The 19,330-nt window shown below is 60.7% G+C and carries 21 protein-coding genes and 1 riboswitch; of the genes, 6 read left to right on the forward strand and 15 right to left on the reverse strand.

What is annotated here, in order from left to right; translation table 11 throughout:
• The first annotated feature begins 128 nt into the window (after positions 1 to 128).
• Positions 129 to 332: riboswitch (cobalamin riboswitch) on the forward strand.
• 98 nt (positions 333 to 430) lie between these two features.
• The 4 genes from ACWGPT_RS11140 to ACWGPT_RS11155 all read left to right on the forward strand — a co-directional run bounded on the left by ACWGPT_RS11140 (position 431) and on the right by ACWGPT_RS11155 (position 2,966).
• Positions 431 to 1,105, forward strand: a complete 675-nt coding sequence (locus ACWGPT_RS11140) for an acyl-CoA thioesterase (protein ID WP_452605661.1) — start codon at positions 431 to 433, stop codon at positions 1,103 to 1,105.
• A complete protein-coding gene (locus tag ACWGPT_RS11145; RefSeq protein WP_452605662.1) occupies positions 1,099 to 1,266 on the forward strand; it encodes a hypothetical protein in 168 nt (55 codons plus the stop codon). Before ACWGPT_RS11140 ends, ACWGPT_RS11145 begins: the two co-directional genes overlap by 7 nt.
• 3 nt (positions 1,267 to 1,269) lie before the next feature.
• The gene (locus ACWGPT_RS11150) at positions 1,270 to 2,172 is read left to right on the forward strand and encodes a LysR family transcriptional regulator (protein ID WP_452605663.1); all 903 of its coding nucleotides are present in this window, start codon (positions 1,270 to 1,272) and stop codon (positions 2,170 to 2,172) included.
• Between the two features lie 338 nt (positions 2,173 to 2,510).
• Positions 2,511 to 2,966: an FCD domain-containing protein gene (locus ACWGPT_RS11155; protein WP_452605664.1), complete on the forward strand. Its 456-nt coding sequence runs from the start codon at positions 2,511 to 2,513 to the stop codon at positions 2,964 to 2,966.
• Between the two features lie 72 nt (positions 2,967 to 3,038).
• Here the strand turns inward: ACWGPT_RS11155 and ACWGPT_RS11160 are convergent, their stop codons facing one another.
• The 6 genes from ACWGPT_RS11160 to ACWGPT_RS11185 form a co-directional block, all read right to left on the reverse strand.
• Positions 3,039 to 3,872 (reverse strand): sulfite exporter TauE/SafE family protein, encoded by an 834-nt coding sequence (locus ACWGPT_RS11160; protein WP_452605665.1) that lies wholly within the window; start codon positions 3,870 to 3,872, stop codon positions 3,039 to 3,041.
• Positions 3,873 to 3,969: 97 nt separating this feature from the next.
• Positions 3,970 to 4,677: a fumarylacetoacetate hydrolase family protein gene (locus ACWGPT_RS11165; RefSeq protein WP_452605666.1), complete on the reverse strand. Its 708-nt coding sequence runs from the start codon at positions 4,675 to 4,677 to the stop codon at positions 3,970 to 3,972.
• A complete protein-coding gene (locus tag ACWGPT_RS11170; RefSeq protein WP_452605667.1) occupies positions 4,677 to 5,429 on the reverse strand; it encodes an ABC transporter permease in 753 nt (250 codons plus the stop codon). The genes ACWGPT_RS11165 and ACWGPT_RS11170 overlap by 1 nt, the downstream gene beginning before the upstream one ends.
• Positions 5,430 to 5,435: 6 nt before the next feature.
• Complete coding sequence (locus ACWGPT_RS11175) at positions 5,436 to 6,242, reverse strand: ABC transporter ATP-binding protein (RefSeq protein WP_452605668.1); 807 nt, start codon at positions 6,240 to 6,242, stop codon at positions 5,436 to 5,438.
• A gap of 1 nt (position 6,243) precedes the next feature.
• The gene (locus ACWGPT_RS11180) at positions 6,244 to 7,089 is read right to left on the reverse strand and encodes an ABC transporter permease (RefSeq protein ID WP_452605669.1); all 846 of its coding nucleotides are present in this window, start codon (positions 7,087 to 7,089) and stop codon (positions 6,244 to 6,246) included.
• Between the two features lies 1 nt (position 7,090).
• The gene (locus tag ACWGPT_RS11185) at positions 7,091 to 8,080 is read right to left on the reverse strand and encodes an ABC transporter substrate-binding protein (protein ID WP_452605670.1); all 990 of its coding nucleotides are present in this window, start codon (positions 8,078 to 8,080) and stop codon (positions 7,091 to 7,093) included.
• A 265-nt stretch (positions 8,081 to 8,345) separates the two neighbouring features.
• Here ACWGPT_RS11185 and ACWGPT_RS11190 point away from each other — a divergent pair, with 265 nt between their 5' ends.
• Positions 8,346 to 9,020 carry a FadR/GntR family transcriptional regulator gene (locus tag ACWGPT_RS11190; protein WP_452605671.1) on the forward strand — a complete coding sequence of 225 codons (675 nt, stop codon included), beginning with the start codon at positions 8,346 to 8,348 and terminating at the stop codon, positions 9,018 to 9,020.
• Between the two features lie 40 nt (positions 9,021 to 9,060).
• The gene (locus tag ACWGPT_RS11195; protein ID WP_452605672.1) at positions 9,061 to 10,284 is read left to right on the forward strand and encodes an NADP-dependent isocitrate dehydrogenase; all 1,224 of its coding nucleotides are present in this window, start codon (positions 9,061 to 9,063) and stop codon (positions 10,282 to 10,284) included.
• A gap of 212 nt (positions 10,285 to 10,496) precedes the next feature.
• On the opposite strand, the gene ACWGPT_RS11200 is transcribed toward ACWGPT_RS11195, so the two are convergent.
• The 9 genes from ACWGPT_RS11200 to ACWGPT_RS11240 form a co-directional block, all read right to left on the reverse strand.
• Complete coding sequence (locus ACWGPT_RS11200; protein ID WP_452605673.1) at positions 10,497 to 10,727, reverse strand: hypothetical protein; 231 nt, start codon at positions 10,725 to 10,727, stop codon at positions 10,497 to 10,499.
• Positions 10,728 to 10,975: 248 nt separating this feature from the next.
• Entirely contained in the window at positions 10,976 to 11,557 is a 582-nt protein-coding gene (locus ACWGPT_RS11205; protein WP_452605674.1) for an amino acid synthesis family protein, read from the reverse strand.
• A 10-nt stretch (positions 11,558 to 11,567) separates the two neighbouring features.
• Positions 11,568 to 12,461 (reverse strand): NAD(P)-dependent oxidoreductase, encoded by an 894-nt coding sequence (locus tag ACWGPT_RS11210; protein WP_452605675.1) that lies wholly within the window; start codon positions 12,459 to 12,461, stop codon positions 11,568 to 11,570.
• Positions 12,462 to 12,493: 32 nt separating this feature from the next.
• Positions 12,494 to 13,285: an SDR family NAD(P)-dependent oxidoreductase gene (locus ACWGPT_RS11215; protein WP_452605676.1), complete on the reverse strand. Its 792-nt coding sequence runs from the start codon at positions 13,283 to 13,285 to the stop codon at positions 12,494 to 12,496.
• The gene (locus ACWGPT_RS11220; protein ID WP_452605677.1) at positions 13,282 to 14,097 is read right to left on the reverse strand and encodes an IclR family transcriptional regulator; all 816 of its coding nucleotides are present in this window, start codon (positions 14,095 to 14,097) and stop codon (positions 13,282 to 13,284) included. Before ACWGPT_RS11220 ends, ACWGPT_RS11215 begins: the two co-directional genes overlap by 4 nt.
• Positions 14,098 to 14,112: 15 nt before the next feature.
• The gene (locus tag ACWGPT_RS11225) at positions 14,113 to 15,318 is read right to left on the reverse strand and encodes an amino acid ABC transporter substrate-binding protein (protein ID WP_452605678.1); all 1,206 of its coding nucleotides are present in this window, start codon (positions 15,316 to 15,318) and stop codon (positions 14,113 to 14,115) included.
• A 29-nt stretch (positions 15,319 to 15,347) separates the two neighbouring features.
• Positions 15,348 to 16,517 (reverse strand): thiolase family protein, encoded by a 1,170-nt coding sequence (locus ACWGPT_RS11230; protein ID WP_452605679.1) that lies wholly within the window; start codon positions 16,515 to 16,517, stop codon positions 15,348 to 15,350.
• Complete coding sequence (locus ACWGPT_RS11235) at positions 16,514 to 17,989, reverse strand: class I adenylate-forming enzyme family protein (RefSeq protein WP_452605680.1); 1,476 nt, start codon at positions 17,987 to 17,989, stop codon at positions 16,514 to 16,516. Before ACWGPT_RS11235 ends, ACWGPT_RS11230 begins: the two co-directional genes overlap by 4 nt.
• A complete protein-coding gene (locus ACWGPT_RS11240; RefSeq protein WP_452605681.1) occupies positions 17,983 to 19,263 on the reverse strand; it encodes an amidase in 1,281 nt (426 codons plus the stop codon). Before ACWGPT_RS11240 ends, ACWGPT_RS11235 begins: the two co-directional genes overlap by 7 nt.
• Between the last annotated feature and the right edge of the window lie 67 nt (positions 19,264 to 19,330).

Here is a 19,330-nt window from a genome sequence, read left to right on the forward strand (position 1 = left end):
TGTTCATCATTGGACATGAACATCGAAGCCTCTCCGCCAGCCTGAGAAACGGCGGAAGCGCGAAGAACCCCGCACATCCCCGCGTGCCATGTCGAACGGAGACGCCTTGACCGCTTAGGCGACATGCGACATTGGTGCGTCATCGTGGTTCTGCGGGCGAAAGTCCGGAGCTAAGAGGGAATTCGGTGAAGGCTCTGCCTGAGGCCGAAGCTGCCCCCGCAACTGTAAGCGGCGAGCGAAAGTCCATCCAAGTCACTGAGGCCATGCCTCGGGAAGACGGACCGGAGCGAAGACCCGCAAGCCAGGAGACCTGCCGCGATAGATAACGTCCACGGGCGGGGTGTCCCGGAGTGCCGCTTTCGCGACAGGCCTCCCGTGCCGTCGTCTCTGCGTCATCCCATCGCCCGGCCGCAACGCGATGGCAGGGCCCATGACCGAGATTTCCCCCGAAACAATTCCTGCCCGGCCGGGATCGAGCACCTGTCTCGTCGACATCGTTTTCCCCGGCGATACCAACCATCACGGCACCCTCTTCGGGGGAGCCGGGCTCGCCCTCATGGATCGGGTAGCCTTCATCGCGGCGACCCGGTTCGGACGGATGCCTTTCGTGACCGCGTCCTGCGAGCGTATCGATTTCAGGCAGCCGGCCCGCATGGGGCACATCGTCGTTTTCACGGCAAGACCTATCAAGGCCGGTCGTCGCTCGTTGACCGTCGAGGTCGAGATGGTGGCGGAAACCATTGTCGGTCGGCAGCGGCACACCTGTACACGCGGCATTTTCAACATGGTCGCCATACCCGAGGGCGAAGACGCCAGGCACCGTGTCTTGCCCGAACTGCCTCCTGAGGAGGCGTCCCGCAGGAGCGATGGCGTTGCCATGGTCGAGATCGTATTTCCGGATCAGGCGAACAGCGTCGGCCGGATGTTCGGGGGCGAGGCAATCGCCTACATGACCAAGGCAGCCTTCGTCGTCGCGTCCCGCTACTGCGGTAAGCTGGTGGTCCTCGCCTCGTCAGAACGCATCGATTTCGCCAGGGCAATCGAGATCGGTGAAATCGTCGAGGCGGAAGCGCGTGTCGAGCGCGTGGGCCGCAGTCGATGCTGATCGAAACGAAGCTCTGGTCCGAAAACCTCCTCACCGGCGAGAGGCATATCACTGCCACCGGACATTTCACCATGGTGGCGGTCGCCGAAGATCATCGGCCCGTCCCGGTTCGCGACATCTCCCCGGCAGACGTTCTGCCGAGCGGCAAGAGGGGCGTGTAGACCATGCTGGACAGGCAACATCTGTCGATCTTGCACGAAGTCGATCGCCTGGGCAGCCTGACTGCTGCGGCCGAGCGGCTGAACGTGTCCCAGTCCGCGCTCAGCCACACGATCCGCAAGCTGGAGGAACGCTGTGGCGTCGCCATGTGGGAGAAGGATGGCCGCAACCTCCGCCTCACCGAGGCCGGCCGCTACATCGTGAGGCTGGCGCAACGTGTTCTCCCGCAGATCGAAAGGGCCGAGGGTGTCCTGTCGGATTATCGCCGCGGCAAGCGCGGCTTCCTCAAGATCGGCATGGAATGCCATCCCTGTCATCAATGGCTGATGGGCGTCACGAGACCCTATCTCCTCGACTGGCCGGACGTTGACCTCGACCTGACGACATCGTTCGCATTCGGCGGTGTGGCGGCGGTGAGCGGATACGAGATCGACATTCTGATCACGCCGGATCCGATCGAGGCACCCGGCATCCATTACCTGCCGGTGTTCGACTACGAACTTGTGCTCGCCGTTCCGGCCGATCATCCGCTGGCGCAAAAACGCCATGCCGAGCCCGCGGACCTCGTGGAGGAGACGCTGTTTACCTATCCGGTACCGGCGGAGCGGCTGGATGTCTTCACGCAGTTTCTGGTGCCCGCCAATTCCCGCCCCCGCCATCACCGCAGTGTCGAAACCACCGAAATGATGCTTCAACTCGTGGGGGCAGGCCGCGGGGTCAGCGCTGTTCCGAACTGGCTTGTGCATCGGGAAGCGGCCGCACTTGGGGTCCGCCCGGTCCGGATGGGTAAGACCGGCATCCAGAAAAGCATCCATCTCGGCTTGCGGGATGGCGACGACACCGTCGATTTCATAGCCGGCTTCCTCGAGACATCCCGCAGATCCCGGCCTGACCAGACGGCAGCGTGAAGGACCTGGATTGCTGGCCTGGAAAGGAAGTCTTGGCTGGGGCGCCTGGATTCCCAGCTAAGGTTTCTGCCGTTTTCAAGCCCTTGAAGAAGCTTGGATATCGCGCTCACTTGATGTTGTTGTACGACAATCCTGTACTACATCCTGGAACGACAGTCCGGACATATTTTTATCTCTCTCGATCAATGGCGCGCTGGAGCAGCTTCTTGTATTGGATGGGCTGAACGAGATCCAGATTTCGACCCGCTTCGGCACCAGCCCGTGGGCCCCCGCGGGAGGCGACACGGAGCCTCCAGGCCAAGGGCCTCGTCAAGAGCATCCGCGACCGCGGCGTCTTTGTGCGCTCGGGTTCGCCAGCGGAGGCACTTGAAATCTACGACGTCCGTGCGGCGATCTTCGGCCTTGCCGGACGCCTGCTCGCCGATCTCGTCAACGATCAGATGCTGGCCAAGCTCAGTGTTTCCTCGACCAGATGGACGAGATCGCGGCCAGCAAGAACTTCGACGATTAATATCCCGTCAACTTGGCATTCCACGACTATCTCGTCACCTCCACCGGCAACAACACACTGGTCAGGGAATACAAGGGTTTTCGTCAACAAGCTGCACCTTGCGCGTGCCCGCGGCCTTGTCCAGGCAGGCGGTCTATCGGTCTCTAACCGCGAGCACCGCGAAATGGTCGATGCGCTCGCCTCCGGCAATCGCGAACACGCGCAGGAGGCGTTTTTCCGCCACGTCGAGCGCTCAAAAATGCGGTTCCGCTCCACGCTCAGCTCGGCCGAATCACGGTCGTAGTCACTGCCGGCCCCGTCAACCGAGAGAAATCTAGGGACATCAATCCGCATGTACCACTCAAAGTCCGTACTCCTAGAACAACAGGCGGTAGCTATCGAACAACATCTTGGTGGCCGTGACCGTGAGGAAGGCGCCGAAGAGGATGCGCAGAATGCGTGGCTCGATCGAATGCGCGGTGCGAGCACCCAGTGGAGCGAACCACATGCTGGTCACGACGATGGCGATCATCCCTCCCAGATTCACATAACCCAGCGAGAACGCGGGCAGGCCGGCCCTGCCCCAGCCATTCAAGATGTAGCCAACCGTCCCGGGCACCGCGATGATCAGTCCGATCACCGAGGCGGTGCCGACGGCCCTTCTGACGGGGTAGCTGAAGATGCTCAGCGTGGGAACCGTCAAGGTGCCGCCGCCGATCCCCATGAGCGTCGAGATTGTGCCTATAGCCGTCGCCATGCCTGCCTGCCCGGGACGGCCGGGTAGCCCCTTGACCGGATGCCAGCCTTCACGTGTGAACAGCATGTAGAGCGCCACCAATGCTGCAACGACCCCGAAGACGGCAGTCAGCAGCGACCCAGAGGCATAACCTGCGACCACAACGCCGCAAAGGACGCCAAGGCCGACGAATGGGCCCCAGAGCTTCAGAAGCTCCGTATCGACCGCCCCCTTCGCCTTGTGAGCGCGGATGGACTGAACCGATGTGGGGATGATCGTTGCCAGCGATGTCCCAACGGCTATGTGCGCGCGCAGGGCCACGTCGACATCGAATGCCGCAAGCACATGGTAGAGGACCGGCACGACGACAATCCCGCCGCCGATCCCCAGGAGGCCGGCCAGAAAGCCGGACACGCATCCCACCAAACCGAGGACGAGGGCAAACGAAGTCAGCAGCATGATCGATGCGGGCATGGCGTGTCCGGAAAATGAGGTGATGGTGCCCGAAAGGGCTCTTTGAGGGACAGGGTGTGCGAAGCGCACCCTGTCCATTGGATGTGCGCCCGCGCGGTCAGCTGACCCGGAAGCGGATCTCGCCGACGCCGGCCACGTAGCCTACCATTTCGTCGCCCTTGACGACCGCGCCAACGCCCGCTGGGGTTCCCGCAAAGATCAGGTCGCCTGCCTTCAGTTCGAACAGGCGCGACAGGTAGGAAATCATCTCAGGCACCTTCCAGATCATCTGGTTGAGGTCGCCGTTCTGGCGCGTCTCACCATTCACCTTCAGCCAGACCTCCCCTTCCGTCGGATGCCCGACCTCGCTGACAGGATGCAGGGGCCCGCACGGCGCCGATGCCTCAAACGCCTTGCCGGTTTCCCACGGGCGTCCAAGCTTCTTTGCCTCTCCCTGCAGATCGCGGCGGGTCATGTCGAGGCCGACGGCATAGCCGTAGACGTGGTCGAGTGCTTTCTCGACCGGGATGTTGGTGCCGCCCTTCTGCAGTCCCACGACCAGCTCGATCTCATGATGAACGTCGCTGGTTTCCGTCGGGTAGGGAAAGTCCTGGCCTAGCGGAACAACGGTGTCCGGGTTCTTCTGGAAGAAGAAGGGCGGCTCCTTGTTGGGATCATGGCCCATCTCGATGGCATGGTCGGCGAAGTTGCGGCCGACGCAGTAGATGCGGTGGATGGGGAAGAGCGCATCGCTTCCCGCGACCGCCAGCGTCGGCACCGGCGCCGGCTTGATGACGTAGTTCTTGAGTTGAGGCATTTCGTTCATTATCGCGCTCCTGCGTAGTATTCGATGCGTTTTTCAAAGTATTCGACTCCGGCGGACAACAGCATAGCTGCCGCGAAGAGAAGCATGGTAAGAGCCCAGAACCGCTCCATGTCGAAGCTTCTCGAGTAGAGTTCGAAAAGCTCTCCATAGCCGATGATGGAGACCAGGATCTGGCCGATGACCACCCCCTTGACACCTCGGATTAGACCGATCCGGATGCCGGCCAGTATTTCTGGCAGCGCTGAGAGAAGGATAATCTTGGTGAAGATGGTCCATCGGGATGCGCCGTAACTGCGCCCCATCTCGATGAGCGATGTCGGGACCTGCATGACCCCGGCTCGTGCATCCAGAACGATAATCCAGACGGCGAACAGGAACACGGTAACGACGACCGTCGTCTCTCCCATTCCGAACAGGATCATAAGAATGGGCACCAGCGCCGACAGCGGAGCGCTGACGAACATGTTCACCCACAGGCCGAAGATGTTGTCGATAACCTTGAAGCGTCCCATGAGGACCCCAAGCGGCACGCCAACGACGATTGCAAGGGCCATGCCGTACAGGAAAGAGCGCAGCGTAATCATCGATGCGCTTTGCCAGGAGCCGGTTTGGATAAGTCCGAATCCCGCGCTGACGATGGAGGTGAACGGTGGGATTAGGAACATGACGTCGAGTTGCCCGACGATTTCCCAGACAAGCAACCAGAAAAGCAGAGACGCCATCATGGGAATGCGTGTGCCGAATAAGGTCATGGCGCATCACTCCGCATATTGCCGCAACCCCTGCCAGATCTCCTCAACTACGTCGAGGTAGCTGGCATCGCGGCGAATATCATCCGGGGAAGCACTGCGATCGATCATCGGATCGATAACTTGGGAAACGCGGCCCGGCCGAGGAGACAGGAGAACGATCCGGTCCGAGACATAGACTGCCTCTTCGATGGAGTGAGTCACGAAGATGAACGTCTTCTTCTCGAGCTCGACCAGACGCAGCAGATCCTCCTGGAACTTACGGCGATTCTGCTCATCGACAGCGGAGAAGGGCTCATCCAGCAGAAGCACGTCGGCATTTACCGCGAAGGCTCGGGCAATCCCCACGCGCTGGCGCATGCCGCCGGAGAGTTCATGCGGGTACTTCTGCTCGAAACCCGAAAGCCCCACCTGCTCGATATAACGTCGAGCCGTCCGGTCTCGCTCCGCTGCCGGCACACCCTTCAGTTCGAGGCCGAAGCGGACATTGCGAATTACGGTCGCCCAGGGCATCAACGCGAAATCCTGGAAGACGAAGGCCCGTTCCGGGCCGGGGCCTGTCACGACACGTCCATTCACGCGGATTTCACCGGAGGTAGCGGGGACGAGGCCGGCGATGATCTTGAGCAGTGTTGTTTTTCCGCAACCTGAAGGGCCCAGCAGCGTCGTGAGCTTGCCACGCTCGAATTCGAGATTGATGCCGCGGAGCGCTTCGACGTCGCCGTAGTTCTTGCAGATCTCGCGGACTTGAACGACCGCATCGTTACTGGTGGCGGAAGTCACGCTGCCGCTACGTGCCAAAGCAGGATTGGCCATGTCACTTTCTCCTCTTCTCAGGACGCAGCAGATGGATTTCCACGTATTGCAGGCCCGCAAGCGTCAATGTCGAGACAGCAATGATCGAAGCAACTGCCGCATACATGTGCGCATAGTTGGCAACCGAACGGTGGTAGGTGATGAGGTCGCCGATACCAGTAGGCGTAATCAGCAGTTCTGCCAGCATAACGCCGATGAACCCTGCGGCGATGCCGAGGCGAAGGCCAGCAAACAGAACAGGAGATGCGTCGGGAATGATGATCTTGAAGATCTGCTGCATGCGCGAGCCCTGGAAGGAGCGGCACATGTCCACCAGCGAGGGATTAACGTGCCGCACAGCCTTGTAGGAATTCAGCACGATGACCGGCAGGGCCAGCATGATGACCGCGAGCGTCTTCGCCGTCAGGCCGATCCCGTAGACGAAGGTGACAAGCGGAACAAGCGCAGCCATCGGAGCTGCCTGGAGGACGATGAACACAGGTGCCAGCAGCCACTCCGCTTTGTCGGAAAGCCCCATTGCGACGCCGAGACCGATCCCGACGGCCGCCGAAATCACGACACCGAGGACCAGCGGCTGCAGTGTCAGGAAGTAGGCCCGGTGCATGCTGCCGTCCGCAACCATCTCGCCGAAGGCAGAAAGGGTTTCGAGAAAGGTCGGAAACGCGAAGCTGATCGGGATCCGTCCCGCGATCTCCCAGGAAGCGAAGAGTACTGCGAGCGATACGACAATCCAGAACGACCGCCGCTCGTCGGCGAATTTCCGGATCATCTCGGCGGTGGTGGGTGGAACCTCTTGCGAGGCTCCGATCCCGTTATCGATTTTTGCTGGCGAAATTGACATCTGCATCTTACTTCGTACCGACCCTCGAGAGCACATTGTTGAGCGCCGTAAGGTCCCAGAAGTCTTCCACCTTCAGGTCCTTTGCTTCCCCTTCAAGCGCCCCGGAAATCGTGTAGAAATCGAAGTCATCGCGCGCAGCATCTTCACCCCCTCCATTGAGCGGCATGTTCGGCGCGGCCTCCGTGAAATATGGCTCGATATCGGCGACCATTTCGGGTGTGGCGTCGGGAAGAAGATTGTACTTTTCCTTCAGCGCCGCGACCGACTTCGGATCCGCAGCCACTTCCCGCCAAGTTGTTAGGATCGCCTCGATGAGTATCTCCACGTCCTTGGTATTGGCGGCAAGATAGTCCGTGTTTGCAAAGAGCGCCTCATCCGTTGCGGCGACCTCGCCGAGCGGCAGGAACGCGAACTTGCCGGGCGCCTTATCCTCCAGCACGCGCTTTCCAGACGAGTCCACGATCGTCGCCTTCACGTTACCCTGCAGCAGTGCACCCGTGCGCACTTCAGCGCCTGGAACGTAAGCTATGCTGGAATACTTGATGCCGTTCTTGCCGGCCATCAGTTGCATGATCGCCTCGGTGCCGGATCCACGCGAATGGACCGCGACCTCCTGGCCATCAAGATCCTTCCACTCCTTGTAGAATTCGGTATTGACCACCGGATAGAACTGCAGCTTGCTCAACTGCATGAAGATGCGGATCGGCGCCTTCACCTTCTGAAGCAGGGCATATGGCGCTCCCACGCCGATATCGGCCTGGCCGCTGACGACTGCCTGTGCTGCAATATCCTCACTCTTCAGATAGGTGATCTGGACATCGACGCCGTTTTCCTTGGCGCGCTCGAAGGCCGCAAGGAGATGAAGCGATTCCACCGTTGCGATGTCGCCGAAGGCGACGCGCATGGGATCTGCCCAGGCGAAGCCTGGCACAGCAACAGCAAAGCAGAGGGCGGCGACAGACACCGACGCCCGGATCTTCCTGGCAAACATATTCATTTCGTTCCTCCCTTTATTGGGCCCTCCCCAGAACCCAATTACAAACCAATCATCTATTAACTCAGCTTTCTGTCAACCAATTTCTTCTTTCGCCTCCGTTGGGCGGAGGCGGAAGAAGGCGGAATCCACTCGCTCTCCTCAAAAATAGACATTAATACCCTGGCGTTATCGTATGCAGACACTCCTCCCAACAAGAACACGCCCGCGTATTGACACCGCAACACATGCCAGCTATCCATCAACCAATTGAGATATTGGTTTCGAAATGGATCAGAACTTGGAAATGGAAGTGCTGGCTAAGCTTAAGGGCTTCCTTGCCACCGCAGAGCTACCGGACGATGGGCGCCTCCCGCCGGAGCGGGAGCTGGCTCAATCGCTGGATGTCGGCCGCGCCGTACTGCGCAAGGCGCTCGCGACCTTGCAGGCGGAAGGCACGGTTTGGCGACATGTCGGCAAGGGTACCTTCGTTGGTGACCGCCCTATCGATACGGTTGCCGACATCCACGCCATGGTCCAGCGCACCAATCCGCTTGAGGTTATGGGAGCACGAATTGCATTCGAACCCGAGGTAACGCGCTGTGCTGCCCTCAATGCGACGGGCGCTCAGATTGCCGAGATCCGCAACTGCATGATCAAGGCACAGCAGGCACCGACATGGCGGCAATATGAGCAATGGGACAACCGCCTGCACCGTACGATCGGTGAGGCCTCGCAGAACTCACTGCTGCTTGGGCTCCTTGACACGCTGAATGCCGTGCGTCGGGCCGTCACCTGGGGCAGGTTGCGCCAGACCCCCGTTCGCCCGCCCGCGGACCATCACAGCTTTGCCGAACACGAACAGATCGTCGAAGCGATCGCGGATCGCGACGGCGCAGCTGCAGCCGACGCGATGCGGCGTCATCTTCGCAGCGTCGAAAGCCACATGCGCGACATGCGCTGAACACGTGGCGGCGGAGGGCCGTCACCATTGGGAGGACTACATGCATAAGATCAAGGTCGCCAATCCGGTCGTCGAACTCGATGGCGACGAGATGACCCGTATCATCTGGCAATTCATCAAGGACAAGCTGATCCACCCCTATCTGGACATCGATCTCAAATACTTTGATCTGAGCATCCAGAAGCGCGACGAGACCGACGACCAGATCACGATCGACGCTGCCCATGCGATCAAGAAGCATGGCGTCGGCATCAAGTGCGCGACGATTACCGCCGACGAAGGCCGCGTCGAGGAATTCGGCCTCAAGAAGATGTGGAAGAGCCCGAACGGCACGATCCGCAACATCCTCGGCGGCGTGATCTTCCGCGAGCCGATCATCATGAAGAACGTGCCGCGCCTCGTCCCGGGCTGGACGCAGCCGATCATCGTCGGCCGCCACGCCTTCGGCGACCAGTACCGCGCCACCGACTTCAAGTTCCCCGGCAAGGGCAAGCTGACGATCAAGTTCGTCGGCGAGGACGGCCAGACGATCGAGCACGACGTGTTCGACGCTCCGTCGGCCGGCGTCGCGATGGCGATGTACAACCTCGACGATTCGATCCGCGACTTCGCCCGCGCTTCGCTGAACTACGCCCTGATGCGCGGCGTTCCCTGCTACCTCTCCACGAAGAACACCATCCTGAAGGCCTATGACGGCCGCTTCAAGGATATCTTCCAGGAGATCTACGACGCCGAGTTCAAGGAACAGTACGAAGCCAAGAAGATCTGGTACGAGCACCGCCTGATCGACGACATGGTCGCGGCAGCCCTGAAGTGGTCCGGCGGCTACGTCTGGGCCTGCAAGAACTATGACGGCGACGTCCAGTCCGACATCGTCGCGCAGGGCTTCGGCTCGCTCGGCCTGATGACCTCGGTCCTGATGACGCCGGACGGCCAGACGGTGGAAGCCGAAGCCGCCCACGGCACGGTGACCCGCCACTACCGCCAGCACCAGAAGGGCCAGGAGACCTCGACCAACTCGATCGCGTCGATCTTCGCCTGGACCCGCGGCCTCGCACACCGTGCGAAGCTCGACGACAATGCCGCCCTTGCGCGGTTCTCCTCGACGCTCGAGCGCGTCTGCATCGAGACGGTCGAATCCGGCTTCATGACGAAGGACCTCGCCCTTCTCATCGGTCCCGACCAGCCGTGGCTCTCGACGACCGCCTTCCTTGAGAAGATTAACGACAACCTCCGCGCGACCTTCCTTGAGGCAGCCGCGTAGCCTGTCTCATGACCGCTTGTGGCGCTTTAGCGCCATGACGGCGTCGGCCCTTTGCGGTAATTCATTGCGCCTCCGGGCGCACAACACCCAGACATCCGCCAGCTCGTATCAGCAGCATAGGTCGAATTGTGCATGGGATTTTCAAGGCCGATCATGATTTTGCTTTTGCATTACTCCGCCTCGCTAAGCAAGGCGGAGTAACCTCAGCATGATCACAGGCCAAATAGCGCCCGGACGCTGCCGAAGAAGGTTGCACAGTCTGTGTTGACGCGATTAGAGAGAATCTCCGCAGCGTCAGCACCTGCCGCATCACGCAGCCGATCTGTACCGTCTGTCACGGCCCCATAGAAGCTGACGGTGAGCTTCTCGTTCTTGAGACAACCGAAGGGTCGGCGTTGGGCGACGTCCAGAAGAACCATCAGATCGGCAAGATGCGCATCCACCACTCCCTTAGATATACCAGGCTGTACAGACCGATTTTGTCGCCTGTCTCACCGACAGACAAATGGCAGCTTCTGGGTAGTCAGCCGCGCTGCTTTAAAGACTGGTATGGAGGCGCAAACCCGAAGTCGCAATCTAAGGTGGGGAGCTGCCGCATCGAAATCATCCCACCGTGCGACAAGGTTCCGGCCCTGCCCCTCTCAAATCGGTGCGCGACGTTGTGACTGGTTCAAGCTAGTGGCTTTTTTTGCTAACGCTGACCATCCTCGCCTTTCACCCTTTCCAGTGCTAGCCCACCGAGTCTCGGATTAAGGCGCCCGCCTGTTCCCATCACCAGCGCGAAGAGAATCTCATTCGGCTTGGGCGCGTCCTGTATGCCTATTTCCATGCTGTTGAAATGACTGCGGACGTAGCAAGCGTGCATATAATGCACCGGCACCATGATGCGATATCCTGCTTGAGCGACGGCCTTGTTGGCCGGAACGATTGCCTTCGGCTGGGCTAAAACTTCCCGCATGGCCCATCCGCCAGCCTCATGCCATACCGCGCCGTGCTCCATTTCCCCGTTCAGTCCAACGATAGCCGCTTTGGAGTAAACTTCCACCTGGTCCTTGCCACCAAGTGCATCGAGGAGGTCTATGGCTAGTTCATGTCCGAGACCGCGCAGTTCTGCCATGAAGGGGAGCAGGTCTTCGCAATAGGTCCCAGCATAGGGATTGGCGACGACTGCGCAGGCGGCGGCCATCTTCAACGGAACAGCCGGCGCCGGCCCCATTTCGTGATAGATGGTCTCGATTGTCAGGCTTTTCTTGCGGATATGGACAAGCGACATGGTATTCTCCTCAAGTTCCGGTGGGCCTGCCATGGCCGATACTGTGATAGATTTTCATGCTGTCGACCTCGCCGCCCACGGCTTCGATGGCGGTCTCCCAAGCTTCCAGAACATGGCCGACCATCGGCAGCGAGAGCCCCAGGCGATCGCAGCTATCGATGAAGTTGCGCACGTCCTTGGCTATGAGCGCCGAGGTGAAGCTGACGCTGTCATCGTTGCGCCGCACCGTTTCCAGCTTGTTGGCCGAAACATAGCTGGCGCCGCTCGAACTGTTCACCACTTCGCCAAACTTCTCGAAAGAAATGCCGGCCGTGCGGGCGAAGCGCAAGGCTTCGGCAAAGCTTACGATATTGGCCGCCAGAAGGTAGTTGTTGGCGGCTTTCATCACATGGCCATCCCCGACGTTTTCCAAACGGACGATCTTGCTCGCAAACGCCTCCAGTACCGGCAGGACCGGATTATCGTCGGCGACGCCGCCGGCCATGACGGTCAATTCCGCCTTCCAGGCCCGCGCGAGACCGCCCGATACCGGGGCATCGTTCAGCGTGATTCCGCGATCGGCGAGGCACTCCGCCAGACGAAGCGTCTCCGAAGGTATCGAGGAGCCGCTGTCGACGATCGAGCAGCCAGGCCGCAGGATGTCAATCAGGCCCGGCTTCTCTTCTCGTCCCTCGACCACCGTCGAAACGGCTTTGCTGTCGGGCAGGCACAGTACGACAACATCGCAGTCCTTCAGCTCGGCCATGTCCGCTGCAAAGCGCAGGAGATGCTCGGCGGCCTGCGCTTCGGGCGGCAAATTCGGCGGCTGCAAATCATGTACGAGAACGGACTGTTCCAGCTTGCGCGCGATATTCCAGCAAATCGGAAGTCCCATCTTGCCCGCCCCAAGGAAACCGATCCTCATCTCTCTCTCCCTTGATTTGTCGCCGTTGTTTTTCAGGATGCGATCGCCGCGCCAATCAGGCCGCCGTCGACCGGAAAGGCGCCGCCGGTAACATAAGCAGCAAGGTCGGAGGCTAGAAAGGCCGCCATGGATGCGACCTCCTCGGGCTTGCCGAGACGTCCAAGAGGGACTTGCCCGGCGCGGCGAGCGATGATTTCGTCAAAACTACTCTCGCCATACGACCGGGCCAGGTTCTGCCGGATACGCGGCGTATCGATGAAGCCCGGCGCGATCGAGTTCGCACGGATGCCAAAGGGCGCGTTCTCCTGGGCGATCAGCCGGATGAAATGCTCCATGCCGGCCTTAGAGGCGGCGTAGAAACTATGCGGATATCCGAGATGCCGATGCGCCCAGACCGAGCTGGTCGCAAGCATCACGCCCCTGCGACGCTCTCGCATCCCGGGCAGGACCGCACGAACCGCGCTGTGCAATCCAACGAGATTGGCGTCGAGCACGGAAGTAAACCGGTCGGATTGCAGCGATTGGGTCTCGGAAGCGAAGCCGATCCCGACATTATAATGAAGGACATCGATCGCCCGGTCCGCAATCGAGGCCTCGGTCGCCGCCGTATCGGTGACGTCCAGCACCATGACCTCGGCCCGGCCGCCGGCGTCGCGAATGCGCTTCCAGGTTACCTCGGCGGCTTCCACATTGCGATCCGCAACGATGACAGACGCACCGCAGGCGGCGAAACTACAGCAAATCGCCTGCCCTATTCCATTGCCCCCGTCGATCACACCGCCGCCGATCACGAGCGCATGTCTGCCTGAAAGATCGATCCTCAACGTCCGTCTTCCTCTGTAACAGCCGATCCCCGCGAAGATAGCGTGCTGGTGATCACCTTCGCCTCGCGCTGCAACAACCCGGCAACCTCCAAACGCCTTGGCTTGTCCAGCCTTGCCGAAAGAGCGGCGACGCTGATCGCGCCCATCGGTCTTCCCGTTCCCGGAAATCGGATCGCCACCCCCATTGCCGACATGCCGGAAAGCAACTCGCCCTCGCTCATGGCATAACCCTCGTCGCGCGTGCGCCTTACCCGTTCCCGCGCCGTTTCCGCGGTCAGCGGCGAAAAATTGGCGACCAGCGACAGGTGACTTTCCAGGTATCGTTCAATGAAATCGTCGTCATGTGCCGCCAGTAACGCCATGCCAGCCGCGCCGATGCCAAGCGGCCAGATATCTCCGACATCCAGCGAAAGAGTTCGTAGCGGATAGGTCCCAGTGATCCGCACCAGGCATTGCATATGATCGTTTTCGGCCAGCACACCGAAAGCGGTGTCGCGGGTCTCGTCGGCTATGCGTATCAGCGACGGCCGCGCGATCACGGCAAAATTCTGGGCGAGCGCCTTGGCGCCAAGTTCCATCATCTTGCCGCCGAGCACATAGACCTCCTGCTCTGTATCGTAAGAGACGAAGCCCACCTCCTGCAGCGCTTTCATCAGGCGAAACGCGGTAGGCTTCGGCAGGTTGGTCAGCCGACCTATCTCGGCAAGGCTCAGCATGCCTGGATAGTGATCCGCCAGACAATCGAGGAGCAGCGCATAACGCGCCGCTCCCTTGTTGACCGCCGAAAATTGAGAGGGTTTGTTCACGGCCATAGGCCTTGCTCCGGCTTATTGCGGGATCGGATAGATCAGCTTTTCGCTAGCCACTTCCGGCGGGGCGACAGGAACGAGACCCTTACCCGGCTGGTTCTGTAGCACAACGGCTTCCATGCCGACCTGCTTTCCCGTTTCGTCGATAGCGAACTTGCCGCTGATGGTGGTGATCTTGCCGCTGAGGTCGAGCGCCGCCTGTTTTAGCTTCGCAGGCTCCGTCGAGTTCGCTTCGCCGAGCAAGCGTTCCAGCGCAACGCCGGCTCCATAAGCAAGCACGGTCTGGAAGTCTTCCGAATAGGACACCGTCGGGAAGAGTTCCTTGTAGCGCGCGACGAAGACGTCGTTCTGAAGACCATCGGTAATGGCCCAGGTCACGGCCGGATCATACTGGGTATGGCTGGTGATGTATTCAGCCGCCTTGCCCAGTTCCATGAACTGAGGCGTCGATCCGTACATCATGTAGACGTTGTCGAACTTGATATCGAGTTCGTTCATCTGCCTGACCATCAGGATGCTGTCGACCTCGTAGCTGTGCGGATAAAACGCTTCGGCGCCAAGGGCCTTGGCCTTCTGCAAGATGACCGAGAAGTCTTTGGTGCCCTTCTGATAGGTCTCGTTCATGACCACCTCGAAGCCCATCTTGACGGCTTCTTCGTTGGCCGCTTCGGCAAGGCTGGCGGGGAAGGCCTCATCGACATAGACGATGGCGATCTTCTTGACGCCGGCGTCCTTGAGCAGGCGCAGGTTGGTGCCGGGGATCAGGGACGACGGCACGACAGCGGACACGATATTCTTCAAGCCCTGCTCGTAGATGCCGTCCGACGAAGCCGACCACGAGATCATGAACTTGTCGTTGCGCTCCGCCACGGTGGCAGCCACGCTGGTCAATGTCGATCCGAAGGGAGCGATGAGAACGTCTACATCGTTGTCCGAGATCAACGTTTCGTAGACGCGCGGCACCATCTGCTTGTCGCTGCGATCGTCAAGCTCGACGAGTTCCACCTTGCGCTTCTGGCCGTCGAAATCGAGGCCGCCGCGGCGGTTGACGTCATCGACCCAGATACGAACGCCGCGCTCGCCCGATTGCGAGGCCAGCATGAACGCGCCGCTGTTTGATACGGTGATGCCGACCTTGAGCGGCTCGGCGTCCTGCGCCTGTACGCTGAGGCCTACCAGTGAGGCGGCCAGAGCCGCCATACCAAAAAGATGTTTTCCTGCCATTTTCGTTCTCCCGTTGCTTGTTGTTTGGGTCAGACCCTGATCAGGACCGCTTCACCCTGACCGAACCCCCCGCATATGGCGCAAAGCGCCAGGCCCCCGCCGCGTTGGCGAAGGATAGATATCGCCTGCATCACCACCCTGACGCCCGACGCTCCAAGCGGGTGGCCGATCGCCACGGAGCCGCCATAGAGATTTGTTCTGGAATGCAAGGCCGTTTCATCGACGCCGAGATCCTTGGCGAGAAGACGCATGCTGACCAAGGGTGTGGCGGCAAACGCCTCGTTGATTTCGAACAGCGCAATGTCTTCCAGCTTGAGCTCGTTGCGCCGTATAAGGCGCGATAGGGCCTGCTGCGGCACCGACGTGCCCTCTTGAATGTCGCCGGCGACCTGTATCCAGTCGAGGATTTCGCACAGAGGGTCGATGCCATCGCTCGTCATGGCCGCCTCCTCCATCAGAACCATGCCGGCAGCGCCGTCCGAAAGTCCCGGCGCATTGCCGGCAGTGATCGTGCTGCTGCCGTTTACGGTGGGCAGTTGCGCCAGTTTCGCCCGATCCGAATTCGAACGCGGCCCTTCGTCTCGCAGATTGGGCAGGGCCAGATGCGGCAGTGCGAACAACTGTCCTTCGTGAATGCCGCGGCCTAGCCCCTCGAAATATTTCTGGTGGCTGCCAAACGCCCAGTCATCCTGCATCTCTCGTGAAACGCCGTATTTCAGCGCCTCTTCGGACGTGTACTGGGCGATGGTCTTCGGCGACACAAGGCCCGAAAGCAGCAATGGATCCGTGGCGGTCATGCTGGCGATGCGGCGATCGTTACCGCGCGACATCAGCACCGGCGTCGTTGAAAGGCTCTCGACGCCGGCAATCATGGCCTTTACGCCGCCGCCTGCCTTGATGTGCGAGAAGCCCGCCGAGACGGCCGTCATCCCGGTGCAGCAGGCGCGATCCACAGCGAGCGAAACGGTGTTGTTGGGGAGGCTCGAACGAATCAGCATCTGGCGGAGGCTGGTCAGGTAGTTTCCAGCGAGGAGACCAGAACCGCCAAAGACGACATCCACCGCCTGACCGCCGCCATCGCGGCGGACGAGTTCGTTCAGTAGTGCCGCTCCGAGATCGATCGAATCCGAGCCTGAAAGCATGCCGCGGAACTTGCCGAATGGCGTACGCGCCATGGCAGTAACGAAAACGCGCGTCATCGCTTTTCCTCCGCCCACAGTTTCAGCGCCTTCTTGTCGATCTTGCCCGTCCCCGCCTTCGGCAGGACCGGCATGTGATGAAAGACCTTCGGCGTCTTGATGCCGAGCCGCGGCTTCACCGCCGACTTCAAGACTTCGGCGCTGATCGGCCGACCGTGCGTGGTCGAGAAGAAGCACACGACCTTCTCCCCCCACTCCTCACAGGGCATGCCCAACACCGCGACTTCCTCCACGCTTTCCAGCGCGGCGACGGCAGATTCGACTTCCTGTGGATAGATGTTGAAGCCGCCCGATATGATGACTTCCTTGGCACGGCCGACAATGCGGAAGAGACCCGGCTCTTCCTCGACACCGAGATCGCCGGTCAGAATATAACCGTCTCGATAAGTCGTTGCCGTCAGTTGGGGCTGGCCCCAATATTCCAGCATCGTATGAGCTCCGCGAACGCAGATCTCACCGACCTCACCGAGCGGCAGCGGCTGTCCGTCCGTTCCGGCGATCGCGATATCCGAGAAGACATAGGGACGACCGATGAAGCCGGCAGCGTCGCGGCGGTCGGGCTCGCGGGCAAAGTCGTAGAAGGCGCAGGTCATCATCGCTTCGGTTTGGCCGAAATTCAGCACGATACGGCGACCGAACGCTTCCATTGCCCGTTCAAGAAGCGCCGGACTGGTCGGCGCACCGCCGACGCCGATCCATTTCAGGCTACGGCGCAAGGGATGCCCCGGCTCCGTTTGCGCGACGATACGCGAAAGCGTCGTCGGAACGCATGTGACAATATGGATTTCCTGCTTCATCGCATGCGCGAGCATGCTTTCGACATCACCGGCGGCGAACACCACCGCCTGCGCGCCACGGAGAAGCCCCGCATACAGATAGCTCCAGCCCGCGTGCGTCAATGGTCCGATGAAGGCGATCGTATCCGTCGACCCAATCTCGCGGTCGATCAGCATATTGACGAAGACATAATGCCAGTTCGAATGGGTGAGCACCACGCCCTTTGGCCTGCCGGTCGAGCCGGACGTATAGGTTATGGAGCAGCGTTCCATTGCAGCCGGAGGGGCCGGCGGCGGCGCGGAGAGGCTGGACCGGCAAAGCTCGACTGCCGGCATCGCTTTTGCCGAGGGCGATTCCGACAGGAGCGCTCGCGTCTCCTCTTCGAAAACCACGAGCGCCGGATCGCAATCTTCCAGCAGCATGGCAATCTCGGCAGCAGTCGATTTGATGTTCAACGGCACCCGGATGACGCCGATTGATTCGGCCGCGAGCGACAGGGTGACGAACTCTAGGGAATTCGAGCAGAGAAGCGCCAGCCGGTCGCCGGGCTGCATCCGAGATGCAAGTTGTCGCGCCTGTTCGGCAATCGCATCGCCAAGGTCGGCATAGGAGAGATGCCGGTCGCCGATGGTCAATGCCGGCCGGTCGCCGTACTTGCGGCAGTTCTTGAGCAGATCGCAAATGGGGGTCAACAAACCTCTCCTTCCGCGTCGGCGACAATGCGCTCTATCTCCGCCGAGAGCGCAAAGATCAGATTGTCGCCGCCTTTGCGGCCGATCACCTGCAACGAGTGGCGCAAGCCTTCCGGCGTATGCTGGGTGGGCAGAGCCATGGCGCAGAGGTCGAGATAGTTGACAACGCGTGTCAGATCGCCAAGCGGCATGGCGCGCTCGATGATTTCGTCCAGACGTGGCGGCAAAACCGGCACGGTCGGGAAAAGAAGGGCGTCGAAGCTGGTCATCGCCTGCAGCATCTCGGCACAGCGCTGGTTGCGAATGCCCCATTCCCTTTCGTAATCGTCCGGCGTGAAGCGCCGGGCGTCACTGAGGCGGTAATGGGCGCCCCGATCCAGCGCGTCAGGCGTGGAGGACAATGTTGCGCCGAATTCCCGCACGGCTTCATGGCCGATCAGGCAGCCGGTCCGGGCCAGTACCTCACTGACGTCGACCGGGAGGGTAAACGGTGCCAGATGAAGGCCACTGCGGGACAGAAGATCGCAAACCTCGTAAAAGGCTGTCAGCACACGCATCGAATAGCTGCCGTATGCGACCGGGTCTGCGATGCCGATGCGCAGCGGCCGATCCAGAACCGGGAGCTTGCGGGCTTCCGATCCGGACGCCGCCGTCATCACGTCGAACAATGCCCAGCAGTCCTCCACATTGCGCGCCATCGGGCCGATCACGTCGAACCGGCGGCAAAGCGTCGTCAGCCCTTCATCGGGCGTCAGTCCCCAGCTTGGCTTGAACCCGACCAGGCCGGTCATTGCCGAAGGGATACGAACCGAGCCACCGGTGTCTGTGCCGAGAGCAAGCGGCGCAAGATCGGCCGCGACGGCAACCGCCGAACCGCTGGATGATCCGCCCGGCACACGGTGATGCAGCCGATCCAGCGGGTTGCGCGGCGTTCCCATGGCGCTGTTGGTGCCCCAACCGCCAAAGGCGAATTCGACCATATGGGTCTGGCCGATGATGACGGCGCCGGCGGCGCGCAGACGTTCGATCACCGGTGCATCTGCTATGGCCGCGGTCACCTCACGCGCTAGCGAGCCTGCCGTGGTTTTCCGGCCCGCGATATCGATATTGTCCTTCACCGCGACCGGAACACCATGCAACGGGCCGCGCCATTTGCCGGCGGCAAGCTCCTCGTCCAGAACGCGCGCCTGACGGCGGGCGTCGTCGGCAAAGACCGACTTGAACGCATGATGGAACCCGTTTTCAATTTCGATACGCGCCAGATAGATATCCACCACGTCGGATACGCTCTGCCTATGCGCCTGGATCGCTCCGGAAACCTCAAGAGCCGTCGGTGTTTTTTGC

It is taken from the genome of Pseudorhizobium sp. NPDC055634 (assembly GCF_053618655.1).